The sequence below is a fragment of the Streptomyces sp. NBC_01591 genome, assembly GCF_035918155.1.
Classification (GTDB): domain Bacteria; phylum Actinomycetota; class Actinomycetes; order Streptomycetales; family Streptomycetaceae; genus Streptomyces.
This window is the reverse complement of the sequence record NZ_CP109327.1, coordinates 3339456-3361250: the sequence shown is the minus strand read 5'-3', so window position 1 is coordinate 3361250 and position 21795 is coordinate 3339456. Positions and strand designations below refer to the sequence as shown.

General features: G+C 69.7%; 21 protein-coding genes and 1 pseudogene. 14 read left to right on the top strand and 8 right to left on the bottom strand.

Features of this window, described 5'->3' with window-relative positions:
* Positions 1 to 88 precede the first annotated feature (88 nt).
* A complete protein-coding gene (hppD, locus tag OG978_RS15665) occupies positions 89 to 1234 on the top strand; it encodes a 4-hydroxyphenylpyruvate dioxygenase (protein WP_326765825.1) in 1146 nt (381 codons plus the stop codon).
* Between the two features lie 38 nt (positions 1235 to 1272).
* Here the strand turns inward: hppD and OG978_RS15660 are convergent, their stop codons facing one another.
* A complete protein-coding gene (locus OG978_RS15660) occupies positions 1273 to 3006 on the bottom strand; it encodes a tetratricopeptide repeat protein (RefSeq protein ID WP_326765824.1) in 1734 nt (577 codons plus the stop codon).
* A 97-nt stretch (positions 3007 to 3103) separates the two neighbouring features.
* Between OG978_RS15660 and OG978_RS15655 the strand changes: the two genes are divergently transcribed.
* The gene (locus OG978_RS15655; protein WP_326765823.1) at positions 3104 to 4471 is read left to right on the top strand and encodes an FAD-binding oxidoreductase; all 1368 of its coding nucleotides are present in this window, start codon (positions 3104 to 3106) and stop codon (positions 4469 to 4471) included.
* Positions 4472 to 4508: 37 nt separating this feature from the next.
* On the opposite strand, the gene OG978_RS15650 is transcribed toward OG978_RS15655, so the two are convergent.
* Positions 4509 to 4985 carry an SsgA family sporulation/cell division regulator gene (locus OG978_RS15650; protein ID WP_326765822.1) on the bottom strand — a complete coding sequence of 159 codons (477 nt, stop codon included), beginning with the start codon at positions 4983 to 4985 and terminating at the stop codon, positions 4509 to 4511.
* Between the two features lie 212 nt (positions 4986 to 5197).
* On the opposite strand from OG978_RS15650, the gene OG978_RS15645 reads away from it, so the two are divergent.
* Both OG978_RS15645 and OG978_RS15640 read left to right on the top strand, forming a co-directional pair.
* Positions 5198 to 7021, top strand: a complete 1824-nt coding sequence (locus OG978_RS15645) for an RDD family protein (protein WP_326765821.1) — start codon at positions 5198 to 5200, stop codon at positions 7019 to 7021.
* Between the two features lie 112 nt (positions 7022 to 7133).
* Positions 7134 to 7796 carry an RDD family protein gene (locus tag OG978_RS15640; RefSeq protein WP_326765820.1) on the top strand — a complete coding sequence of 221 codons (663 nt, stop codon included), beginning with the start codon at positions 7134 to 7136 and terminating at the stop codon, positions 7794 to 7796.
* Here the strand turns inward: OG978_RS15640 and OG978_RS15635 are convergent.
* The gene (locus tag OG978_RS15635) at positions 7793 to 8158 is read right to left on the bottom strand and encodes a hypothetical protein (RefSeq protein ID WP_326765819.1); all 366 of its coding nucleotides are present in this window, start codon (positions 8156 to 8158) and stop codon (positions 7793 to 7795) included. The genes OG978_RS15640 and OG978_RS15635 overlap by 4 nt on opposite strands.
* Before the next feature lie 372 nt (positions 8159 to 8530).
* Here OG978_RS15635 and OG978_RS15630 point away from each other — a divergent pair, with 372 nt between their 5' ends.
* Both OG978_RS15630 and OG978_RS15625 read left to right on the top strand, forming a co-directional pair.
* Positions 8531 to 10930 carry an immune inhibitor A domain-containing protein gene (locus tag OG978_RS15630; protein WP_326765818.1) on the top strand — a complete coding sequence of 800 codons (2400 nt, stop codon included), beginning with the start codon at positions 8531 to 8533 and terminating at the stop codon, positions 10928 to 10930.
* A gap of 124 nt (positions 10931 to 11054) precedes the next feature.
* Positions 11055 to 11390: a hypothetical protein gene (locus tag OG978_RS15625; RefSeq protein ID WP_326765817.1), complete on the top strand. Its 336-nt coding sequence runs from the start codon at positions 11055 to 11057 to the stop codon at positions 11388 to 11390.
* A 90-nt stretch (positions 11391 to 11480) separates the two neighbouring features.
* Here the strand turns inward: OG978_RS15625 and OG978_RS15620 are convergent, their stop codons facing one another.
* The gene (locus tag OG978_RS15620) at positions 11481 to 12065 is read right to left on the bottom strand and encodes an isochorismatase family protein (RefSeq protein ID WP_326765816.1); all 585 of its coding nucleotides are present in this window, start codon (positions 12063 to 12065) and stop codon (positions 11481 to 11483) included.
* Positions 12066 to 12249: 184 nt separating this feature from the next.
* Positions 12250 to 13578: a nicotinate phosphoribosyltransferase gene (locus tag OG978_RS15615; RefSeq protein WP_326765815.1), complete on the bottom strand. Its 1329-nt coding sequence runs from the start codon at positions 13576 to 13578 to the stop codon at positions 12250 to 12252.
* 78 nt (positions 13579 to 13656) lie between these two features.
* On the opposite strand from OG978_RS15615, the gene clpS reads away from it, so the two are divergent.
* The 7 genes from clpS (at position 13657) to OG978_RS15580 (ending at position 18564) form a co-directional block, all read left to right on the top strand.
* Positions 13657 to 13971, top strand: a complete 315-nt coding sequence (gene clpS, locus OG978_RS15610; protein ID WP_124723297.1) for an ATP-dependent Clp protease adapter ClpS — start codon at positions 13657 to 13659, stop codon at positions 13969 to 13971.
* Positions 13972 to 14032: 61 nt separating this feature from the next.
* Positions 14033 to 14617, top strand: a complete 585-nt coding sequence (locus OG978_RS15605; protein ID WP_326765814.1) for a DUF2017 domain-containing protein — start codon at positions 14033 to 14035, stop codon at positions 14615 to 14617.
* 347 nt (positions 14618 to 14964) lie between these two features.
* The gene (locus OG978_RS15600) at positions 14965 to 16404 is read left to right on the top strand and encodes an amino acid permease (RefSeq protein WP_326765813.1); all 1440 of its coding nucleotides are present in this window, start codon (positions 14965 to 14967) and stop codon (positions 16402 to 16404) included.
* A 95-nt stretch (positions 16405 to 16499) separates the two neighbouring features.
* Positions 16500 to 16931, top strand: coding sequence for a Mov34/MPN/PAD-1 family protein (locus OG978_RS15595; RefSeq protein WP_093540555.1), 432 nt, complete (start codon positions 16500 to 16502; stop codon positions 16929 to 16931).
* Between the two features lie 165 nt (positions 16932 to 17096).
* Positions 17097 to 17222: a putative leader peptide gene (locus tag OG978_RS15590; protein ID WP_256088703.1), complete on the top strand. Its 126-nt coding sequence runs from the start codon at positions 17097 to 17099 to the stop codon at positions 17220 to 17222.
* Between the two features lie 113 nt (positions 17223 to 17335).
* Positions 17336 to 17614, top strand: a complete 279-nt coding sequence (locus OG978_RS15585) for a MoaD family protein (RefSeq protein ID WP_326765812.1) — start codon at positions 17336 to 17338, stop codon at positions 17612 to 17614.
* On the top strand, positions 17614 to 18564 hold the full coding sequence (locus tag OG978_RS15580; RefSeq protein WP_326765811.1) for a PLP-dependent cysteine synthase family protein: 951 nt from the start codon (positions 17614 to 17616) through the stop codon (positions 18562 to 18564). Before OG978_RS15585 ends, OG978_RS15580 begins: the two co-directional genes overlap by 1 nt.
* Positions 18565 to 18605: 41 nt before the next feature.
* Here the strand turns inward: OG978_RS15580 and OG978_RS15575 are convergent, their stop codons facing one another.
* Complete coding sequence (locus OG978_RS15575) at positions 18606 to 19121, bottom strand: type II toxin-antitoxin system PemK/MazF family toxin (protein ID WP_326765810.1); 516 nt, start codon at positions 19119 to 19121, stop codon at positions 18606 to 18608.
* A gap of 177 nt (positions 19122 to 19298) precedes the next feature.
* Between OG978_RS15575 and OG978_RS15570 the strand changes: the two genes are divergently transcribed.
* Positions 19299 to 20051 carry an MBL fold metallo-hydrolase gene (locus OG978_RS15570; RefSeq protein ID WP_326765809.1) on the top strand — a complete coding sequence of 251 codons (753 nt, stop codon included), beginning with the start codon at positions 19299 to 19301 and terminating at the stop codon, positions 20049 to 20051.
* A 110-nt stretch (positions 20052 to 20161) separates the two neighbouring features.
* On the opposite strand, the pseudogene OG978_RS15565 reads toward OG978_RS15570, so the two are convergent.
* Positions 20162 to 20335 (bottom strand): annotated as a pseudogene (locus OG978_RS15565) (PTS transporter subunit EIIC); the annotation flags it as partial.
* Positions 20325 to 21635, bottom strand: coding sequence for a PTS transporter subunit EIIC (locus OG978_RS15560; RefSeq protein ID WP_326765808.1), 1311 nt, complete (start codon positions 21633 to 21635; stop codon positions 20325 to 20327). The gene OG978_RS15560 and the pseudogene OG978_RS15565, both read right to left, overlap by 11 nt.
* Positions 21636 to 21795 lie beyond the last annotated feature (160 nt).

Genomic DNA, 21795 nt, shown 5'->3' with positions numbered 1-21795 from the left:
CCCGCTCATCATCCCCATCCGCTGTACAGATTGCCCAGAAAATTTGCTAACTATTGCGCACCTTGCGAAGCGGCGAGAGCCTTCGGACATGACTGAGACTCTGCACACCACCCCCGAAACAGCCCGGCAGGCCGACCCCTTCCCGGTCAAGGGAATGGACGCGGTCGTCTTCGCCGTCGGCAACGCCAAGCAGGCCGCGCACTACTACTCGACGGCGTTCGGCATGAAGCTGGTCGCCTACTCCGGACCGGAGAACGGCAGCCGCGAGACGGCGAGTTACGTACTGACCAACGGATCGGCCCGTTTCGTCTTCACCTCCGTCATCAAGGCCGCCACCGACCACGGCCGCTTCCTCGCCGCCCATGTGGCCGAGCACGGCGACGGCGTCGTCGACCTGGCCATCGAGGTCCCGGACGCCCGCGCGGCCTATGCGTACGCGGTCGAGCACGGCGCCCTCGGCCTCACCGAGCCGCACGAGGTCAAGGACGAGCACGGCACCGTCGTGCTCGCCGCGATCGCCACGTACGGCAAGACCCGCCACACCCTTGTCGAGCGCTCCGGCTACGACGGCCCCTACCTCCCCGGCTACGCCGCGGCCGACCCGATCGTCGAGCCCCCGGCCAAGCGGACCTTCCAGGCCGTCGACCACTGCGTCGGCAACGTGGAACTCGGCCGGATGAACGAGTGGGTCGGCTTCTACAACAAGGTCATGGGCTTCACCAACATGAAGGAGTTCGTGGGCGACGACATCGCCACCGAGTACTCCGCGCTCATGTCGAAGGTCGTCGCCGACGGCACCCTCAAGGTCAAGTTCCCGATCAACGAACCGGCGATCGCCAAGAAGAAGTCCCAGATCGACGAGTACCTGGAGTTCTACGGCGGCGCCGGTGTCCAGCACATCGCGCTCGCCACGAACGACATCGTCGCCTCGGTACGGGCGATGCGGGCGGCGGGCGTCCAGTTCCTGGACACGCCCGACTCGTACTACGACACCCTCGGCGAGTGGGCGGGCGAGACCCGCGTACCCGTGGAGATCCTGCGCGAGCTGAAGATCCTCGTCGACCGCGACGAGGACGGCTACCTGCTGCAGATCTTCACCAAGCCGGTCCAGGACCGTCCGACCGTCTTCTTCGAGATGATCGAGCGCCATGGCTCGATGGGCTTCGGCAAGGGCAACTTCAAGGCCCTGTTCGAGGCGATCGAGCGCGAGCAGGAGAAGCGCGGCAACCTCTGACCTCTCGGGTCGGCGCGCGCGACAGGCCCCGGGCTCCGTCAGCGGCTGCCCGGGGCCTGCTGTGTTGCCGCCGGCTTCTGCGGTTCCGGTTTTCTCGGCTCCGGCTTCTGTGATTCCGGCTTCTGCGGGGCGGGCTTCGGCTGCGCCTTCGGCGCGTCGGGCCGGGCCGTTGGGGCCGGGGGAGCCGCGGGTGCCGCTTGCTGAGGTGCGGGAGCCCGGACGGCGGTCGTCGGCTCGGGCCCGGGCTCCGGGGCCGGCTGCATGTCCTGGGGGCCGCCCGGCAGGGGAGTGACCAGATCGTCCAGGGCCTCCTGGGCGGCCGGTCCGGCCAGGGGCGAGAACCGGGGGTTGGAGCGCAGGGCCTCCTCCAGATTGCGGCGCGCCGGACCGTGATCCCGCAACGCCTTCTGGATCACGCCCAGGTGGTACGCGTACGAGGCGTTCTGCCCGCCCGTGTCGACCGCACGGGCCGCGTACTCCAGCGCGGCGGACGGGTCGCCGGAGCGGTGCAGGGCCCAGCCCAGCGCGTCCGCCACCGCCGCGCTGCGGTGCGACCGCGCCCACTCGTCGTCCAGCAGCCCGACCGCCGCCGCCGGGTCCCCGTGATCGGCCTCGAAACGGCCGCGCAGGAGCGCGTTGTCCACGCCCTGGCCGTCGTCCTGGGCGAGCGCCTCGCGGAGCCGTGCGTACTGCTTGGCGGCCTCCCCGTCCAGCCCCAGCGACTCGTACAACTCACCCAGCTCCAGCATGTATTCGGGCCGGGGGAGATGTGCCAGCGCCGCCCGGTAGTCGCGCCGCGCCTCGTCCGTGCGGCCGAGCGCCGCCAGCGCCCTGGCCCGGCCCGCGAGCGACGGATGGTGGGCGCGGTCGGTCCGCAGGGCCGCGCCGTACTGCGCGACCGCCTCCGCAGGCTCGCCCCGCTCCCAGGCCAGTTCGCCCAGCAGGTACAGGCATTCCGCCTTCTGCGCGGGTGTGGTCGCCCGGTCCGCCGCGTCCCGCGCGTTGGCCAGCGCGTCCTCGCGCCAGCCGTGGTCCAGGTACATCCGTGCCGTCTGCATGAGCGCCGGGACCCCCGCACGCAGCGCCGTGAACCTCTCCACCGCCGTGCTCGCGGACTTGTAGTCCCCGAGACCGCTGTACGCGTCGATCAGCGCCGGATACACGGCCCACTCCTTCGGCTGCCGCGCCCGTACCGTCTCGCCCCACTTCTTCGCCGTGACGAAATCGTGCCGGGCATCGGCGAGCGCCGCGAGTCCCACCCAGGCCGCCGTGTTCCCGTTCTCACCCGGCTGGACGTTCAGCGAGCGATTCAGCGCCTGCTCGGCCCGGCCGTAGTACGCCGCGTCCGCGGAACGCCGCCCCCACTCCACGTAGGCCGCACCGAGCACCGCCCAGGACCGCGCGTCGGACGGATGCGTGCCCACCCACCGCTGCCGGTCCCCGATCAGCGCCGTCAGATCGGAGAGCGAGGCCGGGGCGCCGGCGGCCGTCGCCGTCAGCGCACGCGAGACCGGGCCGGGCACGGACGGCCGCGAGGCCTTCTTCCCGTCGTCCGGAACGGCCACCACCGCACCCGTCACCAGCACCGCGGCCGCCACCGTGCCCAGAGCCACCCTGCGCAGCGTCGTACGCAGCGAGACGGGCGGGGGCTCGGCCAGTGACGCCGGGTCGGCGAGCGCGGAGAGCGCGGAGGCGCCGGAGAGGTCGGAGACGTCAAGGGGCGGGCGGCTCGGATCGGGGGACTGCGGAGGCTGCTGCGGCATGACATCCATGCCGATCACTCTGCGTCAGTAATAAGAGCACACCGCGCCTTGCGAAGGCCGCCGCAGACGGGTTCACACCAATGGGCCCGGGTGTCACGCTTGGATCATGAACGGTCTTCTCGAACAACTGCGTGCGGGGCTGCCCGCCGAGGCCATCGTCACGGATCCCGACGTCACCGCTTCGTACGCCCACGACATGGCGAGCTTCTGCGACGCGGGCACGCCCGCGGTCGTCGTGCTCCCGCGCACGGTCGAGCAGGTCCAGCACGTGATGCGCACGGCCACGGCCCTGCGCGTCCCGGTCGTCCCGCAGGGAGCCCGTACCGGTCTGTCGGGCGCGGCCAACGCCTCCGACGACTGCATCGTGCTGTCCCTGGTGAAGATGGACCGGATCCTGGAGATCAGCCCGGTCGACCGGATCGCCGTCGTCGAGCCCGGCGTTATCAACGCGGTGCTGTCCCGGGCGGTCGACGAGCACGGTCTCTATTACCCGCCGGACCCCTCCAGCTGGGAGATGTGCACCATCGGCGGCAACATCGGCACCGCGTCCGGCGGACTGTGCTGCGTGAAGTACGGGGTCACCGCCGAATACGTACTCGGCCTGGAGGTCGTCCTCGCCGACGGGCGGCTGCTCACCACCGGCCGCCGCACCGCGAAGGGCGTCGCCGGATACGACCTCACCCGGCTCTTCGTCGGCTCGGAGGGCAGCCTCGGCATCGTCGTCAAGGCAGTGCTCGCGCTGAAGCCCCGGCCGCCGCAGCAGCTGGTCCTGGCCGCGGAGTTCCCGAGCGCGGCGACCGCCTGCGACGCGATCTGCCGGATCATGGAGCGTGGTCACACTCCGTCACTCCTCGAACTGATGGACCGCACAACGGTCCAGGCCGTCAACAAGATGGCCAACATGGGCCTCCCCGACACCACCGAGGCGCTCCTGCTCGCCGCCTTCGACACCCCGGACCCGTCGGCCGATCTGGCCGCCGTCGCCGAGCTGTGCACCGCCGCGGGCGCCACCGACGTGGTCCCCGCGGAGGACGCCGCCGAGTCCGAAATGCTGCTCCAGGCCCGGCGGATGTCGCTCACCGCGCTGGAGACCGTCAAGTCGGCCACGATGATCGACGACGTCTGCGTACCCCGCTCGAAGCTCGGTGCCATGCTGGAGGGCACCGCGGCCGTCGCCGAGAAGTACGGCCTCACCATCGGCGTCTGCGTCCACGCGGGCGACGGCAACACCCACCCCGTCGTCTGCTTCGACCACACCGACGCCGACGAGTCCCGGCGGGCCCGAGAATCGTTCGACGAGATCATGGCGCTCGGCCTGGAGCTCGGCGGCACGATCACCGGCGAGCACGGCGTCGGCCTCCTGAAGAAGGAGTGGCTCGCGCGCGAGCTCGGCGAGGTGAGCGTCGAACTGCACCGGGGCATCAAGCAGGCGTTCGACCCGCTGGGGCTGCTCAACCCCGGCAAGGTGTTCTGACGCGGGTGCTCCGGCGGTCGGGCGGAACCGTGCCCGCTCACGCCTCGCCGTCCTGCGACTCGTCCGACGGCCACGGGTCGCGCATCCACAGGTCGTCGGCCGGCAGCGGCGCGAGCAGCTCGGCGAGGCCCTCGTCGATCCCGAGCCGCTCGGCCTCCGTGCCGGGCGGGACCACCCGCAGCGTCCGCTCCACCCAGGCGGCCACCGCGGCGGACGGCACTTCCAGGAGCGCGTTTCCGTCGGGCGAGGTCAGAGCGACGAAGATGACGTTGCGCCGGTCGACCTTGGTCGGCCAGATCCGTACGTCCCCGTGACCGCACGGCCGGAACACCCCCTCGACCAGCAGATCGCGGGCGAACGTCCAGTGGACCGGGAAGTCGGAGCCGATGTGAAAGGCCACGTGCACGGCGTACGGGTCCTCGGTGCGGTACGTCAGACGGGCGGAGATGGGGATGCTGTGCTCGGGCGACAGGACCAGCTTGAGTTCCAGCTCGCGTTCCACGACGGTGTGCATGAGTGCGTCCTTCCGGTGCCTGTGGGCCGGTCCCATGACCGGTCCGCACAAGGAGAGAGCGCCCTCCCCGCCAGCTATTACGCGACTTCCGGAAAAAACTTCTGGGCGACGGGAAAGTGGCCCAAACGCCCGGAGTGGCCCAGGGGTGCGCGGGCGTCTGGTAGATGTGGACCCGTTGTATTCAGGCCTCGAAGAGATACGGGACCACGGTGATGAGCGCCCCAACCCCGGCACCCGGTGACGAAAGCCCCCGCGAGGGGTACTACCCCGACCCGTCCATTCCCGGATATGTCCGGTACTGGAACGGTGCTTCGTGGGTGCCAGGCACGAGCCGCCCCGCCCCTCAGCAGGGCGAGTCGATGCCTGCGGCGCCTTCCGGAGCAGATCCCTCCGCACCGGCTGCCGAGCCGCAGCCGCTACCGCAGTCGCAGCCACAGTCGTCGGTCCCGGCGCCGGTGGACGAGACCGGCCCGGTCTTCCTGGACGAGGAGCCGCACGCGGGCAACCGCCCCGAACCGGCCACCGCCTGGCAGGCCGACGCCTCCCGGCAGACCGGATTCGGCGAACGCGACCGACGGGTCTCCTGGGGCGGCACCGGCCGGCCCGGCGAGCAGGGCGATCCGGGCCGGCCGTCGGGCCCGGAGTCCGGGGCTGGTTCGGAGCCCGGCCACGATCCGCGTACGCCCGCAGGCCCCGTCCCGGCGGACCGCGCCCCCGCGGACCCGCGACGGCCCGCCGCCGCTCCTGTCCCCTCCTCCTCTGCGGACGCGGCGGGCGGTGCGCTGCCGGTCGCGCGTGATGCCGGTGGCCAGGCCCCCGAGAACACCGTCGCGATCCGGGTCGGCCGACAGGGCCGCCCCGGCGGCAGCGGTACGGGCAGCGGTGGCGGAACGGATGCCGGCGCGGGCGACGCCGGGCGCCCGCCTGCCGACGGGACGGTCACGATCCGGGCCGTGGGCCAGGGCGGCCGCCCGCCCGCCCACCGGACGACGGAACCGGCGGCCACGGAGGGGACGATGGCGATCCGCGCGATCGCCCCCGGCACGGGCGCACCGGCCCCAGCCCCCACCCCCGCACAGGCCCCGGACCCGACCCCGGCACAGAACCCCGCCCCGGCCCCGGCACAGAACCCCGCCCCGGCCCCGGCGCAGAACCGGACCCCCGCCCCAGCCCCCGTACAGAACCCCGCTCCCTGGGCGCAGCTTCCTGCCCAGCAGCCCCAGCCCCAGCAGCCCCAGCCGCAGCTTCCAGCTCAGCAGCATCAGCAGCCCCAGCCCCAGCTTCCAGCTCAGCAGCAGCCCCAGCCCCAGCAGCCCCAGCCGCAGCTTCCTGCTCAGCAGCAGCACCAGCCTCAGCAGCCCCAGCCGCAGCTTCCTGCTCAGCAGCAGCACCAGCCGCAGCTTCCGGCCCAGCAGCACCAGCCTCAGCCGCAGCTCCAGCCCCAGCAGCCCCGCCCCCAGTTCGGTGCGCAGGGTGCCCAGCCGGATCAGCCCGTCGTGCCCTGGAAGCCCCCGGTCGACGACCCCTTCCAACGGCTCGCGCAGGCTCAGGCGGCGGCCAGGCCCGCCGGGCTCGGCAAGCGGTTCGCCGCCCGGCTGATCGACAGCGTCGTGCTGCTGGCGCTCGTCGGTGCGATCGGCTTCCCGCTCGTCTCGCAGGCACTGGACCACATCGACGAGAAGATCAGCGCGGCGAAGCTGTCCGGTGAGACGGTCACCGTCTGGCTGGTGGACTCCACCACGGCCGGTTTGTTCGGTGCGGTGCTCGGCGCGTTCCTCGTGCTCGGCGTCCTGTTGGAGGCGTTGCCGACGGCCAAGTGGGGGCGCACGCTCGGCAAGAAGATCTGCGGGCTCGAAGTGCGGGACATCGAGTCCCACGACGCCCCGGCCTTCGGCGCCGCGCTGCGCCGGTGGCTGGTCTACGGCGTGCTGGGCGTCCTCGTGATCGGGGTGGTCAATGTGCTGTGGTGCCTGATCGACCGGCCGTGGCGCCAGTGCTGGCACGACAAGGCGGCACACACCTTCGTAGCGGACTGACCACACCCTTCCGGCTGACGGCCCATCGGGTGAGGGGTCGTCGGAGGCCGCCTGTTCCCCCGAACGCACCTGAGCCGTTGCGGGCGCCTCCGGGCCGGGGTGCACTGCCCCCATGAGCAACGATCAGCCGACGTCCGGCCAGCCGCCCGAGGACGACCCGTTCCTCAAGAAGCCGCACGAGCCGCCGCCGTCATCGGGTTCGCCGTACGACAGCGCTCCGCCGCCCCCGCCGCCGTACGATCCGGGCCCCTATGGGGGCGGTGGACCGTACGGTGGCGCGGATCCGCTGGCCGGCATGCCGCCGCTCGCGGAGCCGGGCAAGCGCATCCTGGCCCGGCTGATCGACTTCCTGATCATCTCGATCCCGCTCTATCTGATCTCGCTGCCGTGGGGCGGCGTGGTCGAGGTGTCGGACAACAACGGCAACGGCGACGACTTCGGCGATGTCTTCAGCCAGACGTACAGCGGGCACCAGATGATCTGGTCGCTGATCGGCCTGGTCGTGTACGTCGCCTACGACACGTACTTCACGCACAAGGACGGCCGGACCATCGGCAAGCGGCTGCTGAAGCTGCGCGTCGCGATGCTCAACGACGGGCGGGTGCCGGACACCGGTGCGTCGTTCCTGCGAGCCGTGGTGCTGTGGCTGCCGGCGCTGCTGTGCTGCCCGTGCCTGTGGTGGCTGATCAACATCGTGCTCATGTTCACGGACAAGCCGTACCGGCAGGGCCTGCAGGACAAGGCGGCGAAGACGGTGGTCGTCCAGACCAACTAGGGACGCAGGGAGTGCTGGCCCACACGCTGGTCCGTCGGAGTCGCGGAACGCTGTGCGGCCTCATGGGGCGCGGGGATCGGGGCCTGGACCCCGTCGCGGGCGAGGCCCTCGGCCTCGACGGCCGCGGAGACCGCGTCCTGGTTCACGCGGACCGCGGAGCGGGCCTTCGCCGGCTTCGCGGTTTTCGCGCGTGACGGGTGGGGTACGGTCACGGCCACCAGCAGACCGAGCGCGAGCGCCGCGGTTCCGATGACGGCGATTCCGACGCCCGAACCCGTACGGGAAAGCAGCAGCATCGCGAGGGTCGAGAAGACGACGGTGACCGAACCGTAGGAGAGCTGTGCGGCAGTGGGACGCGGCATGGCGGTATCCGTCCTCGGGGCATCGGATGGGGCAGTCTCTCAACACGGTCGCACTGTCAAGCGACTCTACGACGGTGGATGCCCGAGAGGGGCCACTGGTAAGCGTGGCCTAACCCACGGTACCGGTGCACAGGGGGCGCACGGATTCATTCCCCGCTCCAACCGTGGTCCATGACGCGCCGGTTACCCGCTTGATGAACGTCCGGATAACGGAAGCGTTCTCCTACATAGTGCAGTTGGCCTGTTCAAGTCAAGATCTGTCTTTTCTCGCGTAACTCCGGTCGAATGTCGTCACTTGTGACGCGTATTCGCGCGCGCGGCCCCACATCACCCCCTGGCCGCAGCGGCGAGTGCCGGGGAGGACTGCATCAAGTGACCACAAACAGACGGGCGCTTCGCGCTGCAGCGGTTGTCGTGGCCATGGCCGCCACTGCCGCCACGGCGTCGGCTTTTGCCACGGCCCAGGCAGACGACAAGACGTCGGGCGCCAAGAGCACCACCGTCGACCGCCGTGACCCGGGGTCGGCCAAGGGCAACGAGCACGACCTGAAGGGCCCGTTCAGCGAGCAGCAGGACGCTCAGCGCCAGGCCGCCCTGGAGCAGGTCATATCGGGCGACAAGAAGATCTCGAAGCGTGACGGCTCCAAGGTCGTCAAGCTCGACGACAAGAAGTACGTCGAGCTCGGCCGCGAGAAGACGGACAAGATCTTCACGATCCTGGTGGAGTTCGGCGATCAGGTCGACAACACCACCATGTTCGACCCGGACGGCGACGGCCCGAAGCCGGCCGTCCCGAAGTACGGGGGCACGCCCGGCCCGCTGCACAACAAGATAGCCAAGCCGGACCCCAAGAAGGACAACAGCACCGCCTGGCAGGCCGATTACAACCAGGCGCACTTCCAGGACCTCTACTTCGGTGAGGGCGCCGGCAAGGACTCGCTCAAGACGTACTACGAGAAGACGTCCTCGGGGCGCTACTCGGTCGACGGCGAGGTCTCCGACTGGGTCAAGGTGCCGTACAACGAGGCCCGTTACGGCTCCAACTACTGCGGTGCGACCAACTGCGCCAACGCCTGGGACATGATCCGGGACGGCGTGAACGCCTGGGCCGCCGACCAGAAGGCCCAGGGCCGTACGCCGGAGCAGATCAAGACGGATCTCGCCAAGTACGACCAGTGGGACCGTTACGACTTCGACGGTGACGGCAACTTCAACGAGCCCGACGGCTACATCGACCACTTCCAGATCGTCCACGCCGGTGAGGACGAGTCCGCGGGCGGCGGCGCCGAGGGCAAGAACGCCATCTGGGCCCACCGCTGGTACGCCTACGGCACCGACGCCGGTGCGACCGGCCCGGCCGACAACAAGGCCGGCGGCGCCCAGATCGGTGACACCGGCATCTGGGTCGGCGACTACACCGCGCAGCCCGAGAACGGCGGCCTGGGTGTCTTCGCCCACGAGTACGGCCACGACCTGGGCCTGCCGGACCTGTACGACACCACCAACACCGCCGAGAACTCGGTCGGTTTCTGGTCCCTGATGTCGGCCGGTTCCTGGCTCGGCACCGGCAAGGACTCGATCGGTGACCTGCCCGGCGACATGACCGCCTGGGACAAGCTCCAGCTGGGCTGGCTCGACTACGCCGAGGCCAAGGCCTCGACGAAGTCCACCCACAAGCTGGGTGTGTCCGAGTACAACACCAAGAACAAGCAGGCGCTCGTCGTCACGCTGCCCGAGAAGCCCGTCACCACTGCTGTCACGAAGCCGGCGGAGGGCTCCAAGCAGTGGTGGAGCGACATGGGCGACAACCTCAGCAACACCCTGTCCCGTTCGGTGGACCTGACCGGCAAGTCCAAGGCCTCCCTGGACCTTTCGGGCTGGTGGGACATCGAGAAGGACTACGACTACCTCTACACCGAGGTGTCGGAGAACGGCGGCACCAGCTGGACCGCGATCGACGGCACGGCCGACGGCAAGGCGATCCCGCGCGACGCCAGTGACAAGCCGGCCCTGACCGACGTCTCCGGCAAGTACCAGAAGCTCTCCTACTCGCTGGACGCCTACGCGGGCAAGAAGATCGACATCCGCTTCCGTTACGCCACCGACGGCGGCGCGGGCGGCATCGGCTTCGCGGCCGACACCATCTCGGTCAACGCCGACGGCGCCGCGCTCTTCACGGACAACGCCGAGGGCGACGACAACGGCTGGACCGCCAAGGGCTTCTCCCGCGTCGGCGAGTCGTTCACCAAGGACTACCCGCAGTACTACATCGCGGAGAACCGCCAGTACGTCAGCTACGACAAGACCCTCGAGGTCGGCCCGTACAACTTCGGCTTCTCCAAGACCCGTCCGGACTGGGTCGAGCACTACCCGTACCAGACCGGTCTGCTCGTCTGGCTCTGGGACAAGTCCCAGAAGGACAACAACGTGTCGCAGCACCCGGGCCAGGGTCTGATCCTGCCGGTCGACGCGCACGCCAAGCCCCTGAAGTGGGCCAACGGCACGATCATGCGCAACAAGATCCAGCCGTTCGACGCTCCCTTCAGCTGGTACGCGACCGACGCCTTCACGCTGCACGACGCGGACGCACCGGTCCGGGTCAAGTCGCAGCGCGGTATCCCGGTCTTCGACGACCACAAGGGCACCTACTGGTACAAGGAGAACCCGACCGGAAGTGTTCAGGTTCCTGACACGAACACCCGGATCCAGATCGTCAGGGAGCCCCGCAGTGGCTCGACGATCACCGTCAAGGTCGGTCCCTCGCAGAAGTAGTCCCGTATAACCGCAGGTCAGAGCATGATCGGCCGTCGCCCTCTAGCGGGCGGCGGCCGATCGTGTTTAGGTGCGTCTTGTTCAGATACTTATTGACACGACGTCTCACGGGGGAGCGCGGAGCATGGCAGGCGGAGGATTCTGCAAGTTGCCGAACGGCAGTGTGGTGGTGGCGATCACCCTGCCCAGTCCGGCGGACGGAGCGGGTTCCGGCACCCCGGTCCGGGTCCTGGTGCACGCGGACAACCGGGCCCGCGCCCTGACCCGGCTGCGCAACGCGGGCCTGCGCGCGGTCTACCTCCGCGGCAACGCCGAGCCGCCCACGCCCGACGAGATCACCGCCGTGCTGCACCACCCCGACGGGCTGCTCTGGCGCGCGAGACCGGAGCGGGCCCAGGAGCTCTGGCACCCGATCCGGGCCCTGCTCCGCCCGGCCATACCCGTCCGGCGGCCGGCCTGAGGCGCGGGGCCCCGCGCGGATCGCGAGGCCCCGCGAACCGCGGGCCCGCCCCGCGCCACACCACCGGGCTGACCGCGGGCCCGTCCCGCGCTACACCACCGGCTTGCCGGACAGCTTCACACCCGCCCTGCGGAGCTCCTCCAGGGCCCGCTCCGTGGTCGTCTCGGCGACCCCGGCGGTCAGGTCGAGCAGCACATGCGTCGTGAAGCCCGCCCGGACCGCGTCCAGCGCCGTCGCCCGCACACAGTGGTCGGTCGCGATGCCGACGACGTCGACCTCGGTGATCCGGCGGTCCCGCAGCCAGTCGGCCAGCCCCACACCGTTCTCGTCGAGGCCCTCGAAGCCGCTGTACGCCGCGGCGTAGGCGCCCTTGTCGAACACCGCGTCGATCGCACCCGAGGCGACCGCGGGGGCGAAGTTCGGGTGGAAGCCGACGCCCTCCGTGCCGGCCACGCAGTGCGCGGGCCAGGAGTGCTCGAAGTCCGGCCGGTCGGAGAAGTGGTTGCCCGGGTCGATGTGGTGGTCACGGGTGGCCACCACATGGCGGTACCCGGCCTGGGCCTCCCCGATCAGATCGGTGACGGCGGCGGCGACATCGGCACCTCCCGCCACGGCGAGGCTGCCGCCCTCGCAGAAGTCGTTCTGAACGTCGACGACGATCAAGGCGCGGTGCATGACGGGTGTCCTTCGGGTGGGGGACGGTCGGCGGTCGGGGGCATATGGGGGTGTATTCGAGCCTAGAGACTCCGGACCCGGATAGGGAGGGGACGGAACGGAGCCTTTCGGCGTCCGGGGACGCAGGGGCGACCGGGCGCGCCCGCCCACCGCACCGCACGCCCACCGCACCGCACGGTCCTCGTCACACGTACTCCGTGGGAATCACCGGCTCCCCGCGCGACAGCTGCACCGCCGACATCGGCAGCCCCGCCCGTGCCGCGATGTGCCGATCGCGCGCCGTGTCCAACGGCTCGCGGGCGATCACCTCGCCGCCCTTGACCAGCTCGACCAGCAGCTGCCGGTCGGCCAGCTCCGCGGGCACGGCACCGGTGCCGATCACCTCTGCCTCGGCCACCCCGTGCTCGTCCAGTCGGCGCGCGGCCCACTTGCGACCGCCGACCGACGACTTCGCGCCGAGCGACTTCTTGGCGACCGGACGCATCGGCTCCGCGGGATCGGCGGACCCGGCGCGGGCGACGAGCTTGTAGACCATCGAGCAGGTCGGCTGTCCGCTGCCGGTCACCAGCTGCGTGCCCACCCCGTACGCGTCGACCGGCGCCGCGGCCAGCGAGGCGATGGCGTACTCGTCCAGATCCGACGTCACCACGATCTTCGTCTCCGTGGCGCCCAGCTCGTCCAGCTGCTGCCGCACCCGGTGCGCGACCAGCAGCAGGTCGCCGGAGTCGATCCGTACCGCGCCGAGCTCGGTCCCGGCGACCTCGACCGCCGTACGGACCGCCTCGGTGACGTCGTACGTGTCGACCAGCAGCGTCGTGCCCCGGCCCAGCGAGTCGACCTGGGCCCGGAAGGCGTCGCGCTCGGTGTCGTGGAGCAGCGTGAAGGCGTGGGCGCTCGTCCCGACGGTCGGGATGTTGTAGCGGAAGCCCGCCGCCAGGTCGGACGTGGTGCTGAAGCCGCCGATGTACGCGGCACGCGCCGACGCCACCGCCGACAGTTCATGGGTGCGGCGTGCACCCATCTCGATCAGGCCACGCCCGCCGGCCGCGGCGGACATCCTCGACGCCGCGGCGGCGATCGCCGAGTCGTGGTTGAGGATCGACAGGATCACCGTCTCCAGCAGAACGCACTCGGCGAAGGAGCCCTCGACCCGCAGAATCGGCGAGCCGGGGAAGTACACCTCGCCCTCCGGGTAGCCCCAGATGTCACCACTGAAGCGGTAGTCGGCCAGCCAGGCGAGCGTGGGCCCGTCCACGACGTTCTGTTCGCGCAGGAAGGTGAGCATCTCGTCGTCGAAGTGGAAGTTCTCCACCGCGTCCAGCACCCGTCCGATGCCCGCGACGACGCCGTAGCGCCGCCCCTCGGGGAGCCGGCGTGTGAACGCCTCGAAGACCGAGCGCCGGTCGGCCGTGCCGGCCTTCAGCGCGGCCTGCACCATCGTGAGCTCGTACTGGTCGGTGAAGAGCGCGGTCGACGGCACACCGACCCGTCGCCCAAGGTCCGCAGAGTTCATGGTCCGGATGCTACCCCTATTTCGTCAGAGTGACGAGATCTCGGGTCGTTTGTGCGATGCACCCTCCCGAGTGGCAGCATGGGGTGGGTGAGCGTCGCCCCTACAGAGATCACGCGTCCCGAATCGGCCGAGGAGAGTCTTGTCGTCCCCGAGCCCGACGTCCCCTGGGTGACGCTGGTCCACAACGACCCGGTCAATCTCATGAGCTACGTGACCTATGTCTTCCAGGCCTACTTCGGCTACTCCAAGGACAAGGCGCACAAGCTGATGCTGGACGTCCACCAGAAGGGGCGCGCGGTCGTCTCCAGCGGCAGCCGCGAGGAGATGGAACGCGACGTCCAGGCCATGCACGGCTACGGACTGTGGGCCACGCTCACGCAGGACCGCAACTAGACCGGCCGTCCTGCGCCCCGCCCGACCCCTGCCCCGCCCGACCCACCATCGGAGAAAACCCATGGCCGGCCACTTCGAGGCCACCCCCGGCGGCGGCGCGGCCGTCGCGCTCGACGAGGTGGAGATCGCGATCCTGCGCTCCCTCGCCGTCCAGCTGCTGGAGCTGATCGGTCCCGGCGACGAACCCGCCGAGGGTGCGGACCCGCTCGCCGCCCTCTTCGCGGAGGGGCCCAGCGAACCGCCCACCGATCCCGCCCTGGCCCGCCTCTTCCCCGAGGCGTACGGCGACGAGGACGGCGAACTGCGGGCCGCCTCCGCCGAGTTCCGCCGCTTCACCGAGAACGATCTGCGCGCCCGCAAGCGCGACGACGCCCTCGCCGTCGTGCGCACCCTGGACGCGCTCACGGTCGCCGGGGACGGCACCGCCGTACTCGAACTCACCGGCGACGAATGCCGCAACTGGCTCGGCGCCCTCAACGACCTCCGGCTCACCATCGGCACCCGCCTGGAGGTCTCCGACGAGGACGAGGGCGAGGCCGGCTCGCTCTACCGGCTCCCCGACAGCGACCCGCGCAAGCCGATGGTCATGGCCTATCTCTGGCTCGGCGCGCTCCAGGAAACGCTCGTGGAGACGCTGATGCCGTAGCGGCACCCCCGGGTTCCCGGGGTTCTGCGCGTTGCGCCTGCCGTCGGACGGTCGAGTGTTCGCTCAACGGACGCTCAAATCCGAATAACGATCCCGTCACCTGAATGGTCTTTTTTGCAGCGGCAGGAAACTCTTGTCCGCTTTTTCCTGTGGTGTTCACCACATAATGTCCGGTGGGCCGCCCGGGTGCGCATGATAAATCTTCACGACCACTCGGGGACGCCACCCCTGTTCCCGAGGGCGCTACGAGCCGGCAACCACCGGCGGCACTCCATCCATATCCGGGGGGATCAGGACCTGATCCGCAGCCTCAACGGCGCGGATCGGCGTGGAGAAAGGCGCAGCACATGACATCGGCGCAGGTCAACAAAGGGCAGAGCGGCCGGCAGGCCGTAGAAGTCGCGGATGCCGGCACGACGGGCGAGGGATACCAGCGGGCCCTCGGTGCCCGTCAGATCCAAATGATCGCCATCGGCGGAGCCATCGGCACCGGTCTCTTCCTCGGTGCGGGAAAGGCGATCGCCAAAGCCGGACCCAGCCTCATCCTGGCCTATGCCGTCGCGGGCCTGGTGATCTTCTTCATCATGCGGGCCCTGGGCGAACTTCTCATGTACCGCCCGGTCTCGGGCTCCTTCTCCGAGTACGCCCGCGAATTCATCGGCCCCTTCGCCGGATTCGTCACCGGCTGGACCTACTGGCTCTTCTGGGTCGTCACCGGAATCACCGAAGTCACCGCCGCAGCCCAGTACATGACGTTCTGGTTCGACATTCCACAATGGGTGTCCGCGCTGATCTTCACGATCATTCTGTACGGCGTGAACCTGATCTCCGTGAAACTCTTCGGTGAACTCGAATTCTGGTTCTCGATGGTCAAGGTCACCGCCATCGTCGGCATGATCCTCATCTGCGCCGGAATCCTCACCCTCGGCTTCTCCGACGCCGGGGACACCGCGTCCGTCACCCACCTCTGGTCCGACGGCGGATTCTTCCCGCACGGCATCAAGGGCACCCTGATGACCCTGCAGATCGTGATGTTCGCCTTCCTCGCCGTCGAACTCGTCGGCGTCACCGCGGGCGAGTCCAAGGACCCGAAGACCGTCCTGCCCAAGGCCATCAACACCGTGCCGTGGCGCATCGCCGTCTTCTACGTCGGCGCACTCATCATGATCCTCTCCGTGGTCCCGTGGACCGAGTTCCAGCCCGACGTCTCGCCGTTCGTCGCCGCCTTCGAGAAGATGGGTCTCGGCCTCGGCGCCGGCATCGTCAACTTCGTCGTGCTGACCGCGGCACTCTCCTCCTGCAACTCCGGCATGTACTCCACCGGCCGCATGCTGCGCGACCTCGCGCTCAACGGACAGGGCCCGAAGCTCTTCACCCGGCTCACCCGGAGCGGCACCCCGCTCGTCGGCACCACCTTCTCCGCCGCCCTGATGCTCGTCGGCGTCTGGATCAACTACCAGTGGCCCGGTGACGCCTTCACCTACGTCGTCTCGTTCGCCACCATCTCCGGCATGTGGGCCTGGATCATGATTCTGATCAGCCAGATCCGCTACCGGCGCCTCGCCGACCTCGGAGTGCTCCCGCAGTCCGGTTTCCGGGCCCCCGGTGCCCCGTACACCAGCGTCTTCGCGCTGGGCTTCATCGGCATGGTCATCGTGATGATGGGCATCGACAAGGACACCAGGATCTCGCTGTACTGCGCCCCGCTCTGGGCCGCGCTCCTCGGCATCTCGTACATGGTCCTCAAGGCCCGCAACCCCGAGAACAAGGCCTTCGCGAAGAGCTGAGCCACCCGGCACCGGCCGCCCCAACGACCGCGTCCACCATGCGGGCCCTGTCGTACCACACTTCGGTACGGCAAGGGCCCGCCTATCCTGGCGAAATGCTGACCATCACCCAGGCGCTCTACGACCAGATCGTCGCGCACTCCCGCGCCGACCACCCCGACGAGGCATGCGGCGTGGTCGCGGGCCCGGCCGGAACCGGTCGCGCCGAACGGTTCATCCCGATGCTCAACGCCGCCCGCTCGCCCACCTTCTACGAGTTCGACTCGGCCGACCTCCTCAAGCTCTACCGCGAGATGGACGACCGTGACGAGGAGCCGGTGATCGTCTACCACTCCCACACCGCGACCGAGGCCTACCCCTCCCGCACCGACGTCACCTACGCCAACGAGCCCGGCGCCCACTACGTCCTCGTCTCCACGGCGGACACCGATGACGCGGGCCCCTTCCAGTTCCGCTCGTACCGCATCGTGGACGGCGAGATCACCGAGGAGGACGTCGAGGTCGTCGAGGCGTACGAACCCGCCTGACCCCCGTCGGACCCCGACCCCCGTCGTACCGCCGGACACCGGCAGGCCACCCACCGGCCGGACGGGACCGGATTCATCACGGTCCCGTCCACCTGTCGAACACCCAGCATCCACCAAGTGAGATCACACTCGGGATTACGGACCGGGAATCGATACGATGAGCGCATGGTTCCCCATGACGTGAGCGACAAGACGCCGGGCATGCTGCTCGTCGCGCGCCTGCACGTCGACCTGTGCAGGCTCTCCAGCGCGATCTGTACGTGCCGCCTGCCCGCCGGCCGCAAGGCCTGAGCCGGGCCCGCGGCCCGAGACCACACGCAGCACCGCACGTACGCACCAACCCCCGCGCGGGGCAGAGCCGCGCGCCCCACGCCACCTCTCCGCTTCCGACAGGAGCCCACGCCATGGCCATCGAGGTCCGCATCCCGACCATCCTCCGCACCTACACCGACGGCGCCAAGGCCGTCGAGGGCAACGGAGCGACCATCGCCGACCTCCTCACGGACCTGGAGAGCCGCCACACCGGCATCCGCGAGCGCATCGTCGACGGCGACGAGCTCCGCCGCTTCGTGAACGTCTACCTCAACGACGAGGACGTCCGCTTCCTCGACGGCATCTCCACCAAGCTGAGCGACGGCGACAACGTCACCATCCTCCCGGCCGTCGCCGGCGGCATGAACTGATGCGGTACGACAGCCCGCTCGCCGCGGTGGGCAACACCCCGCTCGTCCGCCTGCCGCGGCTGTCACCCTCGGACGACGTCCGCATCTGGGCCAAGCTGGAGGACCGCAACCCCACCGGCTCGATCAAGGACCGCCCCGCGCTCCACATGGTCGAACAGGCGGAGAAGGGCGGCCGGTTGACCCCCGGCTGCACCATCCTGGAGCCCACCAGCGGCAACACCGGCATCTCGCTCGCCATGGCGGCCAAGCTCAAGGGCTACCGCATCGTCTGCGTCATGCCCGAGAACACCTCCCAGGAACGGCGCGACCTGCTCGCCATGTGGGGCGCCGAGATCATCTCCTCCCCGGCGGCGGGCGGCTCCAACACGGCAGTACGCGTCGCCAAGGAACTGGCCGCCGAGCACCCCGACTGGGTCATGCTCTACCAGTACGGAAACCCGGACAACGCGGGCGCCCACTACGCCACCACCGGCCCGGAGATCCTCACCGACCTCCCGTCCGTCACCCACTTCGTGGCCGGCCTCGGCACCACGGGCACGCTCATGGGCGTCGGCCGCTACCTGCGCGAACACAAGCCGGACATCCAGATCGTCGCCGCCGAGCCGCGCTACGACGACCTGGTCTACGGGCTCCGCAACCTCGACGAGGGATTCGTCCCCGAGCTCTACGACGCCTCGGTCCTCACCGCCCGCTTCTCCGTCGGCTCGGCGGACGCGGTCACCCGCACCCGCGAACTCCTCCAGCAGGAGGGCATCTTCGCGGGCGTCTCCACCGGCGCCGCGCTCCACGCGGCGATCGGAGTGGGAAACAAGGCCGTCAAGGCGGGACAGCCGGCCGACATCGTCTTCGTCGTCGCGGACGGCGGCTGGAAGTACCTGTCGACGGGCGTCTACACCGCCCCGACCACGGAAGCGGCCATCGAGACACTGCACGGCCAGCTCTGGGCGTAGGTCCTGAAGGGGGTGCGCCCCGACACAGGGCGCACCCCGGCTCACCCGAGCCCCCGCACCCGCTCCCACACCCCCGCGTCCACGACGCCCACCCGCCGCCGGAACCCCCGTACGGCGACCTCCCGCAACTCGTCCGTCTCCAGGAAGCTCACCCGGCCCCGCACATCCCCCACCGTCCCCGCGGGCAACGCGATCACCCCGGGCCGGTCCTCGTGATGCTTGCTGGTGATCTTCGCGACGAGCACCGAGCCGCCCCGTACCGACAGCACCAGGCACGGCCGGTCCTTCGCCCCCGGCCCGTCCTCGAACGGCACCGCGGCCCACCAGATCTCACCCGGCCGCGGCCCCCGCTCCGGCCCCGGCCCACGCCCGGGCCCCGCCGGCGGACGGGTCCGCCCACCCGGCCGACCACCGGAGCGCGCCCCCGCCGTCCCCGCCGACGTGCCGGAACGCCCACGAGGCCGACGACCGCCCCGCCCCCGCCCATCGGCGACCGCCGCGACGAGCGCGAGCAGCACGACAAGAACGAGCGCGATCCACCACCAGGACATGTCCATGTCCCGACCGTACCGGCGTCCCCACCGCTTCCATCGAACCGGTGACAGAGCAGGTGAGTTCCCCCACAACGGACGGCCGTGGAGGAGCGACCGGCTGTTTCGCGCCTTACGCTCGACGAACCGCTCAACAGACCGCACGAACCCTCCCCGTTCCCACGTCTCGGAGGTTCACGCTCCATGAAGCTCACCGTCGTCGGCTGCTCCGGCTCGTTCCCGTCCGCGGGATCAGCGTGTTCGAGCTACCTCGTAGAGGCCGACGGCTTCAGGCTGCTCCTCGACATGGGCAACGGCGCCCTCGGCGAGCTGCAGCGCCATGTCGGTCTCTACGACCTCGACGCCATCTTCCTCAGTCATCTCCATGCCGATCACTGCATCGACATGTGCGCGTACTTCGTCGTCCGCTACTACCGGCACGACGGGGGCCGTCCCGCCCCCATCCCGGTCTACGGACCCGAAGGCACCGAACAGCGGCTGACCACCGCCCACGCCGACACCCCGTCCGAGCACGCGATGAGCGAGGTCTTCGACTTCCGCACGCTGAAGCCGGGATCGTTCGAGATCGGCCCCTTCTCGGTCCGTACGGAGAAGGTCTGCCACCCCGTCGAAACCTTCGCGATCCGCATCGAGCACGGCGGCCGCTCGCTGGCGTACTCCGGCGACACGGGCACCTGCGACGCCCTGGACGAACTCGCCGAGGGCGTCGACCTGTTCCTGTGTGAAGCCTCGTTCATCGATGGCAAGGAGGACATCCCGGACCTCCACCTCAACGGCCGCGAAGCGGGCGAGACCGCTGCCCGCGCCCGCGTGGGGCGCCTCGTCCTGACCCACATCCCGCCGTGGACCGACGCCGACCGCAACCTGGCCGATGCCCGCGTGGTCTTCGACGGACCGGCGGAAGTGGCGGTGCCGGGCGCGGTGTACGAGGTCTGAGGCCGGCCCTCGCCCGCCGCGTCACGGACACGACGAAGCCCTCACCTCCCGCCGTGGGAGGTGAGGGCTTCGCCGTGCGGCGGGCGAGGGCTACTTCGCCTCGGCCTCAAGTCGACGGCGCCCGCGGAGAAGCCGAAGCCGTCCTTCATGCCGAGACCCCAGGTGAGGGCCATGGAGACACCGGTGAGCACCGCGTGGACCGCGTACAGCACCGGGGCGATGAACATGAACGTGAACTCGATGGGCTCGGTGACACCGGTCACGAAGGACGTGCTACTTCGTGAGGTTCCTCTCGATCTCCTCCTCCAGCTCGTCGGGCTCGCGGCCCGGCGTCTGGAGGTTGAACCTGGTGATCGCGATCCGGAAGATCACGTAGTACACGGCGGCGAAGACCAGGCCGATCGGAATGATCAGCCACGGTTTGGTCGCCAGGCTCCAGTTGATGACGTAGTCGATCAGGCCCGCCGAGAAGCTGAAGCCGTCCTTCACCCCGAGCGCCCACGTCACCGCCATCGAGACACCGGTGAGCACCGCGTGGATCGCGTACAGCAGCGGCGCGACGAAGAGGAACGAGTACTCGATCGGCTCGGTGATGCCCGTCACGAACGACGTCAGGCCGACCGAGAGCATCATGCCGCCGACCGCCTTGCGGCGATGCGGCTTGGCGCAGTGGTAGATCGCCAGCGCCGCCGCGGGGAGGGCGAACATCATGATCGGGAAGAAGCCCGAGGTGAACTGGCCGGCCGTCGGGTCGCCCGCCAGGAACCGGTTGATGTCACCGTGCACGACCGTGCCGTCCGGCTTGGTGAAGTCGCCGAACTGGAACCAGACGAACGTGTTCAGGAACTGGTGGAGGCCGATGACCAGCAACGCACGGTTGGCGAGACCGAAGATGCCGGAGCCCACCCAGTCCAGGTCCACCAGCCACTTCGAGAAGCTGGTCAGACCGTCACCGATCGGCTGCCACAGCCAGGCACACAGGCCCGCGAAGAGGAGGCCGATGAACGCCATGATGATCGGGACGAGCCGGCGGCCGTTGAAGAAGCCCAGCCAGTCCACCAGCTTGACCCGGTGGTACCGCTGCCAGAACCAGGCTGACAGCAGGCCCATCACGATGCCGCCGAACACACCGGGGTTCTGGTACTCGGCGGCCGTGACCTTGGCATTGCCGGTCACACAGGTGCCGAACCAGGTGCCGCCCGAGGTGAACGTCGAACCCGGGGCGCAGTCCACCGGGAAGGCGTGCAGCACCGCGTAGTAGACGAGGAAGCCGGCCACTGCGGCGAGCGCGGTCGAGCCGTCCGACTTCTTCGCCATGCCGATCGCGACACCGATGCAGAACAGCAGCGGAAGGCCGAGCCCCGAGTCGAGCAGCGCACCGCCCGCGGCCGCGAACACCCTGGCGATGTTGTTCCAGCCCAGGCCCTCGTCGCCGAATACGTCCGGCTGGCCCAACCGGTTGAGAATGCCGGCCGCCGGCAGGACGGCGATCGGGAGCTGGAGGCTGCGGCCCATCTTCTGGAGGCCCTGGAAGAGGCCGTTCCACCACGTCTTCTGTGGCACTGCGGCGCTGCTCGAACTCATCGGCATCCTCCCGGAACAGGGCGCGTTCGGCGGTCCTTGCAGACTGGTGTAGACCAGTTGAGGTACGGCGCGTAACCCGCCTGGAAGACAGGGCACCGGTGATCGTCATCATTGGGGACGGCCCAGCTACCCGCTCGCGAAGCTGGGCCAAACGTGCGTT